We start from the raw sequence: 15,000 nt of genomic DNA, 5'->3' as shown, positions 1-15,000 counted from the left end.
CTGGCACGCTCCCGCCTCCCCTGGGCCCTGGGTTCTGTTGTGTGACGGGCCCGTCCACGGACCCCGGTCCGGGCGCCGCCGCGAGGCCCCGTCCGGCCCTCCGGCCCTCAGGCCTGCAGGACGACGGCCAGGCCCTGGCCGACCCCGATGCACAGCGCGGCCAGTCCCCAGCCCCCGCCGCGTCGGCGCAGCTCGTGGGCGAGTGAACCGAGGATACGGGCACCGGAGGCGCCCAGCGGGTGACCGATGGCGATGGCGCCGCCGTTGGGGTTGACGATGTCGGGGTCCAACCCCTTCCAACTGCGGACGCAGGCCAGGGACTGGGCGGCGAAGGCCTCGTTGAGCTCGACGGCGGACAGGTCGCCCCAGCCGATCCCGGCGCGTTCGAGGGCGATCTCGGCGGCGCGGACGGGACCGATGCCGAACACGTCGGGGTCGACTCCGGCGGCGCCGCGTCCGGCGATGCGGGCGATGGGCTCCAGGCCGACTGCCTCGGCGGCGGCGCGGTCGCCCAGCAGCAGGGCGGCGGCGCCGTCGTTGAGGGGAGAGGCGTTCCCGGCGGTGATGGTGCCCTCGGCGCGGAACGCGGGCTTGAGCCCGGCGAGCTTGTCGGCGGAGGGCTCGCGGATGGACTCGTCGCGCTCCAGGTACGCGTCGGGGACCTGGACGATCTCGTCGTCGAAGGCTCCCCTCGCCCAGGCCTCGGCGGCCTTGGTGTGGCTGGCCAGGGCGAAGGCGTCCTGGTCGGCACGGGTGATCCCGTGCTGCTCGGCCAGTCCCTCGGTGCCCTCCCCCAGGGAGACGGTCCACCTCCCGGGCATGCGGGGGTTGACCATGCGCCAGCCCAGGGTGGTGGAGTGCAGGGTGGCGTCGGTGGCGGGGAAGCCCTTGGCCGGTTTGGGCATCACCCAGGGAGCGCGGCTCATGGACTCCACTCCCCCGGCCACGGCCAGGGAGGCGTCGCCGACCTGGATGGCGCGGCTGACCTGGATGGCGGCCTCCATGCCGGAGCCGCAGAGCCGGTTGACGGTGACACCGGGTACCGAGGTGGGCAGCCCGGCCAGCAGGGTGGCCATCCGGGCGACGTTGCGGTTCTCCTCGCCCGCGCCGTTGGCGTTGCCGAGGGCGACCTCGTCGACGGCGGCGGGGTCCAGGCCGGGCGCGCGCTCGACGAGGGCGCCGACGACGTGGGCGGCCAGGTCGTCGGGGCGGACCTTGGACAGGCCGCCGCCGTACTTGCCGAAGGGTGTGCGGACGGCGTCGAGGATGTGGACGTCGGTCACCGTGGGCCTCCTGGATGTGGTGCGGCCGGGGCGGGCCCGGCCGGGGACGGACTGAAACCTAACACTGTTAGGTAACTGTAGGGCGCGGCTCACACCACGCCCTCAGGAGCCCCCGGTCAGGGAGCGCACCACCGACAGCTCGGCGTCGGTGGGCTCGGGGGTGACGGCGAGGTCCTCGGCCACCGCGAGGTCCCAGCCGGTCGCCTCCCGGACCGCGTCCGCCTCCACCCCCGGGTGCACGCCGGTCAGGACGAGCTCGCGGGTGAGGGGGTCGGGTTCGAGCACGCCGAGGTCGGTGATCACCCGCATCGGACCGGCACCGCGCAGCCCCAGGCGCTCGCGGTCGCCGGAACCCGAGCCGTGGCCGAACGAGGTGACGAAGTCGACCCGGTCGACGAAGGCGCGGCTGCTGTGCCGCATGATCACGGTGACCTCGCGGCAGGAGGCGGCGATCTCGGGCGCGCCCCCCGCCCCGGGCAGACGCACCTTGGGGTTGGTGTAGTCGCCGATGACGGTGGTGTTGATGTTGGCGTACCGGTCGATCTGGGCGGCGCCGAGGAAGCCGACGTCGATCCGCCCCGCCTGGAGCCAGTAGTTGAAGACCTCGGGGACCGAGACCACGGTGTCGGCGGTCTCGGCGAGGATCCCGTCGCCGATGGACAGCGGCAGGTGGTCCGGAACGGTACCCAGGGTGCCGGACTCGTAGATCATCCACAGCCCCGGCGCGTGCGTGCGGCGGGCCACGTTGGCGGCGGTGCTGGGCAGTCCGATACCGACGAAGCACGACATCCGGTCCCGCAGCGAGCGGGCCGCGGTGACGGTCATGATCTCGTCGGAGGTCCAGGGCACGGTGGTCACAGGCCCCTCCCAGCGGGCTCGGGGGCGGCGATGAGCTCCTCCAGCCAGGCTGCGAAGGCCTCACGGTCGCGGCCGACGGCGTCCCAGGCGCGGTAGGCCTCGTTGTCGCGCTCGTAGTAGCCGTGGGCGTAGGAGGGCGCCGCGCCGCCGGGGACGACGCTGACCCGGTTCACGACACGCGAGGGCAGGATCACCTGGCCGGGGACGGGGTCGAGCGCGTCCACGACCTCCTCGACGGTGACCAGGGTGCGCTCGGCGGCCAGGACCGCCTCCTTCTGGATGCCGGTGATGCCCCACAGCTGCACGTTGCCGTCGCGGTCGGCGCGCTGGGCGTGCACGATGGTGACGTCGGGGTTGAGCGCGGGCACGGCGGCCAGTTCCTGTCCGCTGAAGGGACAGGTGACGGACTTGATGTTGGGGTTGTTGTCGACCAGGTCGGTGCCGCTGTAACCGCGCAGGATGGCGAAGGGCAGGCCGGAGGCGCCAGCGACGTACCGGTTGGCCATCCCGGCGTGGCTGTGCTCCTCGATCTCCAGGGGTACGGGCCAGGAGGAGGTGACGGCGTCGCGGAAGCGGTGCAGCGAACCGACGCCCGGGTTGCCGCCCCAGGAGAAGACGAGCTTGCTGGCGCACCCGGCGCCGATGAGCTGGTCGTAGACGATGTCGGGCGTCATGCGCACCAGTGTGAGGCCGCGCAGGCCCTGACGGATGATCTCGTGCCCCGCCGCCACGGGGATGAGATGGGTGAACCCCTCCAGGGCGACGGTGTCTCCGTCGTGGACGAGTTCTCGTACCGCCTCGTCCAGGGGCACGATCATGGGGTACTCCCGTTCGGATAGCGAATGCTTGTTCTCACAGCGAACATCTTGGGTATGACGTTAGCGCCGATCACAGACAGGGTCAAGAGACCGCATGTGCGACCACCTCTGTTCGGTATGAGAACATCCCTGGGAGTTCTGGCACCGCCCCCGCACCCGAACCAGGAAGGCCCCATGCCCACCGAAGAAGAAACGGCACGCGGCGCCCACTTCGTGCAGTCCCTGGAGCGCGGCCTGACGGTCATCCGCGCCTTCTCCGCGGAACGGCGTTCCATGACGCTGAGCGAGGTCGCGCGCGAGACCGACCTCACCCGCGCCGCGGCCCGCCGCTTCCTGCTCACCCTGGTCGACCTGGGATACGTGCGCACCGACGGCCGGCTGTTCTCGCTCACCCCGCGCGTACTGGAGCTGGGCTACGCCTACGTCGCCTCCGCCGGACTGCCGGACGTGGCCCAGCCCCACCTGGAGGACCTGTCCGCGCAGGTGCACGAGTCCGCCTCGGTGTCGGTGCTGGAGGGCGACGACGTACTCTACGTGGCGCGCGTGGCGACCTCGCGGATCATGGCGGTGGCCATCAGCGTGGGGACGCGCTTCCCCGCCTCGGCCACCTCGATGGGCCGCGTACTGCTGGCCTGGCGCGACGACCGCGACATCGACGCCTATCTGGAACGGGTGGAGCTCACACCGCTGACCAGGTTCACCATCACCGATCCGGCCGAGCTGCGCGCCGAGCTGGCGCGGGTCCGCGAACAGGGATACGCCATCGTCGACCAGGAACTGGAGGAGGGGCTGCGCTCACTGGCCGCCCCCGTCCGCGACGGGTCTGGCAAGGTGATCGCGGCCGCGAACGTGTCCGCGCACGCCAACCGGTCCTCGATAGAGAACGTGCGCCGCGACCTGCTGCCCGCCCTGCTGGAGACCACCGCGCGCATCGAGGCCGACCTCGCCTCCGTCGCACACCGCGACTCGGGCGCGTGAGGCCCGTGGCGCCTTGCGAGCGCCCGCGCCTCCTGAGATCCTGCCCGCGACACCGCCGCGTGCGCGGATCCGCGCACGCGGGGACCGCGCGGTGGACCTCCTCCACCCGCACGTTCTGAGTATGCGGCTCCAGCGCCGTCCGGAAGGGACACCGTGACCGACCTACACGCCACACCACGCGTCGCCGAACTGTCGGGGACCTTCTCCATCGGCGGCGACCTGCCGGTCCACCGCCTGGGCTTCGGTGCGATGCGCATCGTCGGCGAGGGGGTGTGGGGCCCGCCCCGCGACCGGGACGAGGCGCTGGCGGTGCTGCGGCGCGCGGTCGAACTGGGCGTGACCTTCATCGACACCGCCGACTCCTACGGGCCTCAGATCAGCGAGCAGCTGATCCGGGAGGCGCTCTACCCCTACACCGACGACCTGGTCATCGGCACCAAGGCGGGCTTCGCGCGCACCGGCCCGGCCCAGTGGCACAAGCTGGGCCGCCCCGAGTACCTCAAGCAGCAGGTGGAGCTGAGCCTGCGCAACCTGGGGCTGGAGCGGATCGACCTGCTCCAGCTGCACCGCATCGACCCGGCGGTGCCGCTGGCCGACCAGCTCGGTGCCCTGGTGGAGCTGCGCGAGCAGGGCAAGGTCCGGCACATCGGTCTGAGCGAGGTGACGGTGGACGAGTTGTCCGCCGCCCGCGCGATCACCCCGGTGGCGTCGGTGCAGAACCAGTACGCGCCCTCCTTCCGCCAGTCCGAGGACGTGCTGGAGCAGTGCGAGCGGGACGGGATCGCGTTCCTGCCGTGGGCGCCGGTCGGACGCGGTGAGATGGCGGGCCCGGACTCGCCGCTGGCCGCGATGGCCGCCGAGCACGGGGTCACCCCGGTGCAGCTGTCCCTGGCGTGGCTGCTGCACCGCTCGCCGGTGATGCTGCCGATCCCGGGCACGTCCCGGGTGGCGCACCTGGAGGAGAACACGGCCGCCGCGGCGGTGCGCCTGTCGGAGGAGGAGACCGAGCGCATCAGCCAGTTCCTCGGCACCTGAGGCCGAGGGGCCCTCCTCGGCGCCGCGGCCCGGCACGGCGGCCGTCGCCAGGGGCGGGGCCCGCGGCCTCCTCCCCCGTCGGAGCACCGGGTTCACGAGAGTCCCCGTGTCGTATCCGGTAGGCACCGGCCCGACCGGCCGCACGGTGGCCCGGGTCGCGATCAACTGGCTGTTGCGGCGGCCCACCGTCGCCACGGTGACCGTCGGCGCGCGCGACGAGGCGCGGTCGCGCGAGAACCTGGGCGCGGTGAGCCGCCGGGAGGCGCCCCTTACCCGCACTTCCCGTACCACCGGCAGGAGGGGTTCGCCCGGGTCGACCCGCCGCTGTGCGCGGCTGGTCGGGCCCCGGACCCCGGCGCGCGGACGGGTCGGTCAGGCCGGACGCATGCGAAAGACCTGTAGGCGCATGTCGTAGTACTTCTCGGTCTCGCCGACCCACTCCATGCCCAGCCTGCGTGCCACGGCGATCGCCCGCTTGTTGTGGGGGCGCGCGACCGCGAAGACCTCCTCGATCCCCTGTTTGAACGCCCAGTCGATGACGGCCTGGCTCGCCTCGGTGGCGTACCCCTGGCCCCACACGTCCGGGCGCAGCGCCCAGGTCAGCTCGAAGTCCTCCTCGAAGGGCGGGAGCAGCTTCAGCGACAGCCCTCCCACCAGCTCTTCGTCCTCCTTGCGGACGATGGCCCAGCGGCCCGCGGGAGGAATGAGGTTGGGTCCGGCCTCGATCCAGGCGTGCAACACCGAGCGCATCGCGTCGGTGTCGTTCACCGGACGCCACTCCGGCGTCAGCCAGTGCGCGACCTCGTCGGCCCCGTAGATCTTCAGGGCCGCCTCGGCGTCGTCCAGCTTCCACTCCCGGATGAGGAGTCGATCGGTTGGCAACTCAAGGCTCATCTCCCCACGGTAACCCGGGACAAATCGCCTGGACAGGGGGGAAGGTCAACAGTCTGACCGCCCTGCGTAACAGACGCTCCGACCCCATCCGAAACGCGTGTCGGCGCGCACGGACCGCTCCGGCCACGGGACCGCGCCGAGTGCCGTGGGAGGACCCGGGCGCGACCCGTCAGCGACACCGGCGGGCGTTGAGCCGGGCGGCCTGGCGCGTCAGGTGGTCGCGCTCGGCGAGGTTGGGTGCCTTCTGGGCCGCCTCGGCGTACAGCCGTGCCGCCGTCGTCGGATCGCCGTCGCGCTCGTGGAGGTACGCCGCCACCGCGGCGTGGCGTGGCAGTGAGTCGTCCAGCGCCACGAGCGCCGCCAGGCCGGCGCGCGGTCCGTCGGCCTCGCCGACGGCCACCGCGCGGTTGAGCCGGACGACCGGGCTGTCGGTCAGGCGCGCGAGCTCGTCGTACCACTCGACGATCTGCACCCAGTCGGTCTCCTCTGTGGTGGGCGCGTCGGCGTGGAGTGCCGCGATGGCGGCCTGGGCCTGGAACTCGCCCAGCCGGTCGCGGGCGAGGGCCGCCTGCAGGATCCCGACGCCCTCGGCGATCGACTCGGTGTCCCACCGGCCGCGGTCCTGCTCTGCGAGCGGCACCAGGCTGCCGTCGGGTGCGGTACGGGCGGCGCGTCGGGCGTGGTGGAGCAGCATGAGTGCGAGCAGCCCCGCCGCCTCGGGGTGGTCGATCGCGGCCGCGAGCTGCCGGGTGAGCCGGATGGCCTGGGCGGAGAGGTCGACGTCGCCGGAGTAGCCCTCGTTGAAGACCAGGTAGAGGACGTGCAGCACGGTGGCGACGTCGCCGGGCTGGTCGAACCGCACGCCGGAGACGGTGCGCTTGGCCCGGCTGATGCGCTGCGCCATGGTCGCCTCGGGCACCAGGTAGGCCTGGGCGATCTGGCGGGTGGTCAGCCCGCCGACGGCGCGCAGCGTGAGCGCGACCGCGGACGACGGCGTCAGCGACGGGTGGGCGCACAGGAAGTAGAGCTGGAGCGTGTCGTCCACCGCGGGCCCGTGGCCTGGCGCCGGTTCCTCATCGACGAGGTCCTCACGCCGACGGCGGGCGGAGTCCGACCGGGTCGCGTCGAGGAACCGGCGCCAGGCCACGGTGACCAGCCAACCCTTCGGATCCCGCGGCGGGTCGGCCGGCCAGACGCGGACCGCCTCGACCAGCGCGTCCTGCACGGCGTCCTCGGCCGCCGCGAAGTCGGCTCCGCGGCGGACGAGGATCCCGAGCACGCTCGGCGTGAGGCTCCGGAGCAGGACCTCGTTCACCTCGGAGGTCACTCCGTGATGGTGGCCGGCGCGGCCAGGAACGGGCGCACCTCAAGCCACTCGTGGATCGGCTCCCCGCCCGCTCCAGGGGCGGCCGACAGCTCCCCGGCCAGTTCGACGGCGCGCTCGTAGCTGTCGACGTCGATCACCATCCAGCCGGCGATGAGGTCCTTGGTCTCGGCGAACGGGCCGTCGGTGACCGGCGGGCGGCCCTCGCCGTCGTACCGGACGAACGTCCCCTCGGGGGCGAGCGCCTGACCGTCGACGAACTCGCCGGTCCCCTCCAGCCGGACCGCGAAGTCGTGCATGTACTGCACGTGGGCCGAGATCTCCTCCGGCTTCCACTGGTCCATGGGCACGTCGTTGACCGGAGCCGGGGCGCCGCGGTAGTGCTTGAGCAGCAGGTACTTGGCCATCGTGTTTCTCCTCGGTGCTGATGCGACCCATTGTGGTCGCGTTCACTGCGGGGACGGAACCGGTCACGGGTTCTCGACACCGCCGTCCGAGTTTTTTCGGCTCTCGTCGACCTGGTGGCCGCAAGGCCGCCGAGGATCCTTGAGCCGTTCCGCACCTGCCCGCTCCCCGAGGCCGCCGAGCCGGGCGAGCCGTCCACCGTTGCCGGTGTGATGGCCTGGTGCCGGTGCCCACCGCCCTCATTCCGCCTCCGCTGCGCACCGGGGCCGATCGCCGCCTCCGCCTCGCGGAGGCCGTTCTCCACAGACCCGAAGGTTCGCTCCCCGGGTGGGATCGCTGAACCTGGACCATACGAATGCGTCACGGAACCTTTGCACCGGGTATTCGAACCGCTATGGTTTCCACCACGGATGGGAGCGCTCCCAGCCTCCGTGTGAGGGGGTTGTCCCCCCTGGTCCGAAGGTCCGCGTCCGGGCACGCGGTCCCCGGTCGTGGGGCTGACGGCCGCATCGGCCTCGGGGACCGGCGACGAGGTCCCCGCCCCGGCCGAGGGGCCGCCCCACACGGCCGGGACCCCAGGGCCGGGCTGGTGGAGAAGGATTCGCGGCGCCCGACTCCCGTCGCGATACCGACCAGCCCGGACCGGGCCCCGCCGCGTGTACGGCGGGGCCCGGTCACGCGTTCGGAACATCGGCCTGAGAAGGTGCGGTACATGCGCACGGACTCGCCGCTGCCCGGAGGGCCAGGGACAAGGGGGGTCTCTTGACCGACTCCGCCAGCCGACACAGGACCTATCTGGAGGAGCTGTTCGGGATCACCGGCCGTCGCGCGGTCGTGACGGGAGGAAGCTCGGGCATCGGCCGCGCTATCGCGGAGGCCCTCGGCCGCGCCGGAGCGAGCGTCCACCTGGTGGCCCGCGACGCCGGACGTCTGGCCGGGACCGCCGAGGCGTTCGCCGCGCGGGGCATCGTGGTCGGCACCACCTCGACCGACGTGGCCGACCGTGACGCGCTCGATGAGCTCTGTGCGAGCGGACCGGTGCTCGACGCGGACATCCTGGTGACCGCCGCCGGGGTCAACCACCGTCCGCCGTTCGGTGAGACGTCGGAGGAGGTCTGGTCCGAGACGCTGACGGTCAACCTCACCGCGCCGTACCTGCTGGGCCAGGCGTGCGGGCCACGGATGGCCGGGCGGGGCTGGGGACGGATCCTCAACGTCGGTTCTCAGCAGTCGTGGAGCGCGTTCGGCGACTCCGGGGCGTACGGCGTCAGCAAGGCCGCCGTCGGCGGGCTCTCCCGCTCCCAGGCCGAGGCGTGGTCGCCCCGCGGCGTCACCGCCAACACCATCGTGCCCGGCTTCGTGGTCACGCCGATGACACTGCCCACGGTCGCGGTGCCCGGCCGCGAGGAGGAGCTCGCGGCCCGCACCATGGTCGGCCGCAACGGCCTGCCCCGCGACTTCGCCGGGCTGGCGGTCTTCCTCGCCTCGGACGCCAGCGGCTTCGTCACCGGGCAGATGCTGGCCGTCGACGGCGGGTTCAGTGTGCACTGAACAGCGACCGCGGGGAGCCGCAGCGCGGTGCGCGGTCACACTGCCGAAGGCGCACGAGCGGTCGCGTTCCCCCACGGCGATCCGAGACCCGGCCCCCGGGTAGGAGCTTCCACCTGGTCCCGGTGTGCGGCACGGACAGGACGCCCCACAGCGCCTTGCGGTCGTCCAGCCGCTTGCGCCCCGGTCGAACCGGTGGATGCCCACGGTGGTACGGCGGATGGCTCCGCCGCGAGGAACCCCCTGTCTCGCGTACGAGGGGGAGGGATGGTGTCGGCACCCCACGGCCACCCCTGACGGGGCGGTTCGACGCTGGCCTTGGCGGCCACGGGGGTGGTCGACCTGCCCTCCCGGCCGGTGGAGACGCTGATCGCCCTGTCGATCGCGGTGTCGGCGGTCCACGCGATCCGGCCGCTGGTCGCACGCGGGGAGGTCCTCATCGCGGGCGGGTTCGGGCTCGTCCACGGGCTGGCCTTCGCCTCGCTCATCGGCGAGCTCGGCCTGGACCGCGGATCCCTGGTCACCACGCTGCTGGGGTTCAACCTGGGCATCGAGGTGACCCAGCTGCTCGTGGTCGTGCTGATGATGCCGTCGCTGATCGTCCTGGCGCGCACACCCGTCTACGCCGTGTTCCGGGTCGGCGTGGCCGCCGTGGCGCTGGTGTTCTCGGTGTCGTGGATGCTGGAGCGCTCCACGCTCACGTCCGTCGACCCGTTCGAGGGCGCGCAGACGTGGCTGGTCGAGCACCCGTGGGTAGTCGTACTGTCGGTCGCCGCGCTCGCCGTCACCGCTTACGCGTTCACCCTGGGGCGGGGAGCCTCCGTCACGCCGGGGCCGGTTACGCGTCCCGTGACAGGACGGCGTGGACGTCCTTGGTGATGCGGGTGGCCACGTCGCCGGTCCGGCCGACGAAGTAGAAGTGCCCACCGGGCAGCAGGTGTCGCTCGACCGGCCCCTCGGCGTGGTCCTCCCACGCGGCGAGGCGCTCCGGCGGGAAGCCGGGGTCGTCCCGCCCGCCGAAGACCGACAGCGGCACCCGCAGCGGCGGGGCGGCGGGATCCGGGCGCCAGGTGTCGACCAGCCCCAGGTCCGCGCGGAACAGCGGCTCCACGGTGCGCCACTGGTCGGGGTCGGCCAGCGAGCTGGCGGGGACCCCGCCCATCCGGGCGACGCCCGCGCGCAGGCGTTCCGAGGACAGCAGGTGGCGGGGCTCGTCCCGTTCGGACCCGGGCGCCGGGCTCCACGCCGACGCCCCGAGCCAGGCGGGCCGGGCCGGGCCGTCGGCGGCCAGCAGGTTGGTCAGCTCATAAGCCAGGAGGGCGCCCATGCTGTGGCCGAAGAACCCGAAGGGTCGGTCCAGTTCGGGGGCGAGGCCCTCGCGCAGGTGGCGGGCCAGTGCACGGGCCTCGTGAAAGGGCTCGGACCGCCTCGGACGCCCCCGTCCGGGCGCCTCCACCAGGCACACCTCCCAGTCGGACGGGAAGTGGCGCACCCACGGGCGGTAGCCCCGGGACGACCCGCCCGCGTGATGCAGCAGGAAGAGCCGGAAACGGGCGTGGGGGACGGGTCGGGGCCGGGTGAGGACGCCCTCGTGCACTGCTCTCTTCCTCGCTGCCTAAATCCGGTGGGGCCGTGGGGCCATCAGGTCAGGGCAAACTTACCAGTCGGTACTACCAGCGGGTAACAACGGTCTCCGGCCCGGTCCCGCACCGGGAAAACCATTCGCCGCACCGGCGGCGCCCCGGCACACTGGAGGCGTTCCACCCCCGGAGGAGGCCCCGATCGGTCCGCGTGCCCTACCCCCATCTCTACGTCACCGGGGGTACCGGTTCCTCCTCGGCGGCAGGGGCGCCGGCGAACTCGGCTCGGAGATGCTCCCCGTCGCCATGGTGGGCCTGGTCCTGGTCGAGCACGGACCCCTCGTCCTCGGCCTGGTCCTGGGCACGCGCGGTGCCGCGGGTTCCCTGTTCGCCCTGTTCTCGGGCGCCCTGCTCAGCAAGGTCCGCAAGTCCACCGCGCTGGCCGCCGACGGCCTGGTCCAGGTCTCGGTCATGCTCGGCTTCGCCCTCGGCCCCGACGCGGCCGCCTGGCTCCTCGGCCTGGCGCTGCTCAGCGGCGCCGCCGGCTCCGTGAGCGAACCCGCCGCCGGGTCGGCCATACCGCTGCTGGTCCCCGGTGAGCACCTCCAGGAGGCCAACGCGCTGCGCAACATCATGGGACGCACCATGGGTGTCACCGGTCCCGCGGCGGCCGGGGTACTGCTCGCCGCCCTGGACGCGCGGACGGTCTTCCTGATCGTCGCGGGCGCCTTCGCCGCCGGCGCCGCCGCGATGCTGTGCGTCCGCGAGGAGGCGCCCGGCCCCGACCGGGTCTCGGAACCGGTGACCGCGAACTTCCGCGCCGGACTCCGCGAGGTGGTGCGGCGCCCCTGGGTGCTGGCGATCATCGCGGTGGCCACCGTGCAGACCCCGGCCACGCTCGCCCCCGGGTTCACCCTGCTGCCGGTCGTGGTCGCCGCCCGCTGGAACCCCGCGCGCCCAGGCCTGGTGTCCCTGGCGGGGGTGCTGGCCTATCCGCTGGTCCTGCTGGGGCTGGCCGCGGCCGTGCCCGCCTGGCTGCTGCTGGCCGGTTACACCGTCACGGGCGTGGGCTTCATGCTCTTCGGCGTGTACTGGTACACCGCCCTGCAACGGGCCGTCCCCCAGGACCGGCTCAGCGTGGTGATCAGCGTCGACCAGGTGGGCAGCTTCGGGCTCGAACCGGTCGGCTACGCGGTGGCCGGCGCCCTGGCCGAGACGGTCGGCCCGCGCCCCGTACTGGTCGGCGCCGCCGTGGTCGGGCTCCTCACCACGCTCGTCCCGTTGGCCGTGCCGGGGGTGCCCCGCCTGGCCGACTCCCCCGCCGAGGCGTCAGCGCGCTGACCCCCGCGCCGGGCCCGGTGCCCAACCGAACGCGGCCGGGGCGCTCCGCGGCAGCCCTCAGGCCGAGTGGTCGACGCGGCCGCGCAGCCACCCCAGTGCGGCCGCCGCGGAGTCTCTCACTCCCCCGGCCGCACCGCGCAGGCGGCGGCGCCACGCGGGCACCGCGGGATCGTCCTCCACCTCCGTCGGCAGCGCCGCTCCCGAGGCCTCGGCCAGGGCGACGCGCTCGCGCAGACGCTCCCTGACCTGCTCGGGCGTGTAGGCACGGCGCTGCCGCTGGTCCCGGACGATCACCGCACCGGTCGCCGCGACACCCACGAAAGCGGCCACTCCAAGGGCCTTCCACCAACGCATGTGCCTAGGCTATGTGCTGTGGCAGAAACGAGCATGTCCCTGAGCGAGGCGCTGGACCTCACCCGGACCGGCGACCTCTGGGTCTTTCGAGGCACCAGCGCGGCGGACCGCGCCATCCAGATCACCACCAACAGCCCCGTCAACCACGTCGGCATGTCCATCGTGGTCGACGACCTGCCGCCGCTCATGTGGCACGCCGAACTCGGCCGGTCCCTGCCCGACGTGTGGGCCGGAAGGCACCAGCGCGGTGTGCAGCTGCACGACCTGCGCGACGCCGTCATGGTCTGGGGCCGCAGGTACGGTCAGCGCGGCTGGCTGCGCCAGCTCGACCCCGAGGCGGACGCGCCGATGGAGGACGCGGCGCTGCGCACCGTCGCACGGCTCGACGGCACCTCCTTCCCCTCCACCGCCCAGCTGGCCGCCCGCTGGGCGCGCGGACGCCTGCCCCTGCGGCGCCTGCCCTTCGGGTCCCGTTCGCGCGAGCGCGCCCTGGAGACCACCTACTGCGCGGAGGTCATCGCCCTGACCTACGAGGCGATGGGTCTGCTGCCCGGCGGGAACCGCCCCGGATACTACGACCCGGGGCGGTTCTGGAGCGGCGACGACCTGCGTCTGGAGGGCGGGGCGTCCCTGGGCGGGGAGATCCGCGTGGACCTGCCCGCCGAGTGAGCGACGCCCCTCCACCACGCGCCGGTCAGCCGAGCTGGAAGTCGGCCACCCGGATCGGTGTGGAGGGACCCGTTCCGGCCTCCTGGTAGAAGACGGACAGCACCCCTTCCGAAACCACCCGGGACTCGTCCACCAGCACCTCGCCGAAGGCGTCGATGTCCGAGCCGTCGTGGACCATGGTCCACTCGCTCCATCCGGTGTCGGCCCCGGCGGCCAGGATCCGGCCGAAGGGCATGACCACGTAGGCCGTGTCGTCGGCGGTGAACACCAGCCGGGAGCGGCCGAAGGCGCTCAACGGCTCGGGCAGTTCCACCTTGTGCCACGTCCCCGCGTCGTCCTGGTGCAGGTGGAAGGTACGGCCCTGCTGCCTGCGGTCCTCGACGAAGTCGGTCGAGCAGTGCCCGAACCGGCCCGGCCGGTAGCTGATGACCACGTGCGGATTGCCCGCCGAGTCGATCGCCTGGGACTCCTGGTTCATGAGCGCGTAGTTCAGCGGCAGGAGGTCGACGACGTGGTCGCGGGTGCCCACGGACACGCGGTGCGGGGTCCCGGTCACCGCGGCCACGGCACTGTCGTCGGTGCGCCAGGTGCGTCCCTCGTCGTCGCTGTAGACGTATCCGGTGTCGTGGTTGGACAGGCCGCCGGGGTGGCAGAGGATGTTCCCGCCGGCCGCGGTCTCGCGCCAGGTGAAGGAGGCGTGCAGCCGCCCGTCGTCGCCGTATCCGATCCCGTGCAGGTACATGTTGCGGCTGTCGCTCACCGCCCCGTTGGCCTCGTAGGTCCCCTCCGGCGAGGACCAGGCGCCCAGATGGGTCCACTCCCCGCCGGAGTACTCGGCGAGTTCCTGCGTCCCGTCACCCGAGCCGCCGGTGCGGTAGGCGAGCTGGAGCCCGCCCTCCGGCGTGGGGACGAAGCGGGGGTAGGTGACCGAGCCGATGTCCAGTCCGGCCAGGTCTCGCTGGATCGGCTCGAAGGAGTCGATGTTCCAGGACGCCTCGCCCGTGGCCAGGCCGGGGGCCGATCTCGTGTAGAAGACCGGGGTGTTGTGGGTGTCCATGCCCACGTGCAGGCGTCCGTCCTCGGCGGAGACGCCCAGGGAGATGGAGTTGTGCGAGTCGTCGACCGTGAGCCGGTGCGGCAGCCGGACGGTCCGCCACTCGCCGTCTCCGCCGCCGTCGAGGGAGCGGCGCGCGAGGACGGCGTGGCGGTCCCCGGTGTACCAGGCGGCGTACTGGAAGCCGCCGTGGGTGAGGATGCCCGACTGCTGGTAGGAGCCGTTGTTGACCAGGCCGTCGTACGAGACGAAGTACAGGGCGTTCTCGTCCAGGGTCCGGCTGCCCAGGGGTGTGGCCGAGGGCGCGTCGGCCACGGCGACCGTGTCGGTCGGTGTGGCGGCGGTGGCGGCGGCCGGTCCGACGAGTGCGGTGGACAGTGCCAGCGCCAGCGCGCCGGGCACGGTGGTGGTCAGGGTGCGCAGCGGTGATCGGGGGGTGGGGGGCAAGGGGGGTACCTCTCCGGTGGGGGGGTCAGGCCAGGTGGAAGATCTCGGTCAGCGGGACCATGCCCTCGTCCGGGCGGCCGGGCAGGTTCTCGAAGAAGGGCGCCATCTCGGCCTGCCAGCGGGCGTTGACCTCGGTCCTGGCCATCTCCTCGCGGGCGCGGTCGAAGTCCTCGGTCTCCAGGTAGCCGACGACCATGCCCTCCTCGGTGCAGAACAGCGAGTAGTTGTGCCAGCCGGTGGCGCTGAGGGCCTCGCGCATCTCCGGCCAGACCTCGGCGTGGCGCTCCCGGTACTCGGCGAGGCGTTCCTTGCGGACCTTGAGGATGAAGCAGACGCGCTGCACGGGCGTCCTCCTGTCACATCGAGCGGTCGAAACCGGTCAGAGAACTACGGACCGGGTCGAAGGCATGTA

Annotated in this window: 16 protein-coding genes; 6 read left to right on the top strand and 10 right to left on the bottom strand. The window is 72.8% G+C overall.

Features of this window, described 5'->3' with window-relative positions:
- Window positions 1-107: 107 nt before the first annotated feature.
- The 3 genes from FYX01_RS09640 to FYX01_RS09630 all read right to left on the bottom strand — a co-directional run bounded on the left by FYX01_RS09640 (window position 108) and on the right by FYX01_RS09630 (window position 2,959).
- A complete protein-coding gene (locus tag FYX01_RS09640; RefSeq protein ID WP_150239697.1) occupies window positions 108-1,283 on the bottom strand; it encodes a thiolase family protein in 1,176 nt (391 codons plus the stop codon).
- A gap of 102 nt (window positions 1,284-1,385) precedes the next feature.
- Window positions 1,386-2,141 (bottom strand): CoA-transferase subunit beta, encoded by a 756-nt coding sequence (locus FYX01_RS09635; RefSeq protein ID WP_150239695.1) that lies wholly within the window; start codon window positions 2,139-2,141, stop codon window positions 1,386-1,388.
- A complete protein-coding gene (locus FYX01_RS09630) occupies window positions 2,138-2,959 on the bottom strand; it encodes a CoA transferase subunit A (RefSeq protein WP_150239693.1) in 822 nt (273 codons plus the stop codon). The genes FYX01_RS09635 and FYX01_RS09630 overlap by 4 nt, the downstream gene beginning before the upstream one ends.
- Window positions 2,960-3,133: 174 nt before the next feature.
- Between FYX01_RS09630 and FYX01_RS09625 the strand changes: the two genes are divergently transcribed.
- Window positions 3,134-3,937, top strand: a complete 804-nt coding sequence (locus FYX01_RS09625; RefSeq protein ID WP_150239691.1) for an IclR family transcriptional regulator — start codon at window positions 3,134-3,136, stop codon at window positions 3,935-3,937.
- Between the two features lie 153 nt (window positions 3,938-4,090).
- A complete protein-coding gene (locus FYX01_RS09620; protein WP_150239689.1) occupies window positions 4,091-4,972 on the top strand; it encodes an aldo/keto reductase in 882 nt (293 codons plus the stop codon).
- Window positions 4,973-5,344: 372 nt separating this feature from the next.
- On the opposite strand, the gene FYX01_RS09610 is transcribed toward FYX01_RS09620, so the two are convergent.
- From FYX01_RS09610 to FYX01_RS09600, 3 genes are all read right to left on the bottom strand, one after another.
- On the bottom strand, window positions 5,345-5,866 hold the full coding sequence (locus FYX01_RS09610) for a GNAT family N-acetyltransferase (protein ID WP_150239687.1): 522 nt from the start codon (window positions 5,864-5,866) through the stop codon (window positions 5,345-5,347).
- A gap of 169 nt (window positions 5,867-6,035) precedes the next feature.
- Window positions 6,036-7,181 (bottom strand): RNA polymerase sigma factor, encoded by a 1,146-nt coding sequence (locus FYX01_RS09605; protein WP_150240084.1) that lies wholly within the window; start codon window positions 7,179-7,181, stop codon window positions 6,036-6,038.
- Window positions 7,182-7,189: 8 nt separating this feature from the next.
- On the bottom strand, window positions 7,190-7,597 hold the full coding sequence (locus FYX01_RS09600; protein WP_150239685.1) for a YciI family protein: 408 nt from the start codon (window positions 7,595-7,597) through the stop codon (window positions 7,190-7,192).
- A 760-nt stretch (window positions 7,598-8,357) separates the two neighbouring features.
- On the opposite strand from FYX01_RS09600, the gene FYX01_RS09595 reads away from it, so the two are divergent.
- On the top strand, window positions 8,358-9,146 hold the full coding sequence (locus FYX01_RS09595; RefSeq protein ID WP_150239683.1) for an SDR family NAD(P)-dependent oxidoreductase: 789 nt from the start codon (window positions 8,358-8,360) through the stop codon (window positions 9,144-9,146).
- 315 nt (window positions 9,147-9,461) lie between these two features.
- Window positions 9,462-10,022, top strand: coding sequence for a HupE/UreJ family protein (locus FYX01_RS09590; RefSeq protein WP_223830380.1), 561 nt, complete (start codon window positions 9,462-9,464; stop codon window positions 10,020-10,022).
- On the opposite strand, the gene FYX01_RS09585 is transcribed toward FYX01_RS09590, so the two are convergent.
- Window positions 9,982-10,740, bottom strand: a complete 759-nt coding sequence (locus FYX01_RS09585; protein WP_150239681.1) for a thioesterase II family protein — start codon at window positions 10,738-10,740, stop codon at window positions 9,982-9,984. The genes FYX01_RS09590 and FYX01_RS09585 overlap by 41 nt on opposite strands.
- Window positions 10,741-10,924: 184 nt before the next feature.
- Between FYX01_RS09585 and FYX01_RS09580 the strand changes: the two genes are divergently transcribed.
- Window positions 10,925-12,064, top strand: coding sequence for an MFS transporter (locus tag FYX01_RS09580; RefSeq protein ID WP_150239679.1), 1,140 nt, complete (start codon window positions 10,925-10,927; stop codon window positions 12,062-12,064).
- 57 nt (window positions 12,065-12,121) lie between these two features.
- Here FYX01_RS09580 and FYX01_RS09575 read toward each other — a convergent pair whose 3' ends face one another.
- Window positions 12,122-12,418, bottom strand: coding sequence for a hypothetical protein (locus FYX01_RS09575; protein WP_223830379.1), 297 nt, complete (start codon window positions 12,416-12,418; stop codon window positions 12,122-12,124).
- A 33-nt stretch (window positions 12,419-12,451) separates the two neighbouring features.
- Between FYX01_RS09575 and FYX01_RS09570 the strand changes: the two genes are divergently transcribed.
- A complete protein-coding gene (locus tag FYX01_RS09570; RefSeq protein WP_150240082.1) occupies window positions 12,452-13,087 on the top strand; it encodes a C40 family peptidase in 636 nt (211 codons plus the stop codon).
- A 25-nt stretch (window positions 13,088-13,112) separates the two neighbouring features.
- On the opposite strand, the gene FYX01_RS09565 is transcribed toward FYX01_RS09570, so the two are convergent.
- On the bottom strand, window positions 13,113-14,588 hold the full coding sequence (locus FYX01_RS09565; protein WP_150239678.1) for a BNR repeat-containing protein: 1,476 nt from the start codon (window positions 14,586-14,588) through the stop codon (window positions 13,113-13,115).
- 25 nt (window positions 14,589-14,613) lie between these two features.
- A complete protein-coding gene (locus FYX01_RS09560; protein ID WP_150239676.1) occupies window positions 14,614-14,931 on the bottom strand; it encodes an L-rhamnose mutarotase in 318 nt (105 codons plus the stop codon).
- Window positions 14,932-15,000 lie beyond the last annotated feature (69 nt).

Origin of the sequence: Nocardiopsis quinghaiensis (assembly GCF_008638365.1) — a bacterium.
Classification (GTDB): Bacteria; Actinomycetota; Actinomycetes; order Streptosporangiales; family Streptosporangiaceae; genus Nocardiopsis; species Nocardiopsis quinghaiensis.
The sequence above is the reverse complement of the archived record's forward strand: the minus strand, read 5'-3'. Positions and strand labels throughout refer to the sequence as shown.

Coding starts and splice junctions, on each gene's coding strand:
- FYX01_RS09630 (WP_150239693.1), bottom strand. CDS start 2,959: ATGATCGTGCCCCTGGACGAGGCGGTACGAGAACTCGTCCACGACGGA.
- FYX01_RS09625 (WP_150239691.1), top strand. CDS start 3,134: ATGCCCACCGAAGAAGAAACGGCACGCGGCGCCCACTTCGTGCAGTCC.
- FYX01_RS09610 (WP_150239687.1), bottom strand. CDS start 5,866: ATGAGCCTTGAGTTGCCAACCGATCGACTCCTCATCCGGGAGTGGAAG.
- FYX01_RS09600 (WP_150239685.1), bottom strand. CDS start 7,597: ATGGCCAAGTACCTGCTGCTCAAGCACTACCGCGGCGCCCCGGCTCCG.
- FYX01_RS09575 (WP_223830379.1), bottom strand. CDS start 12,418: ATGCGTTGGTGGAAGGCCCTTGGAGTGGCCGCTTTCGTGGGTGTCGCG.
- FYX01_RS09570 (WP_150240082.1), top strand. CDS start 12,452: ATGTCCCTGAGCGAGGCGCTGGACCTCACCCGGACCGGCGACCTCTGG.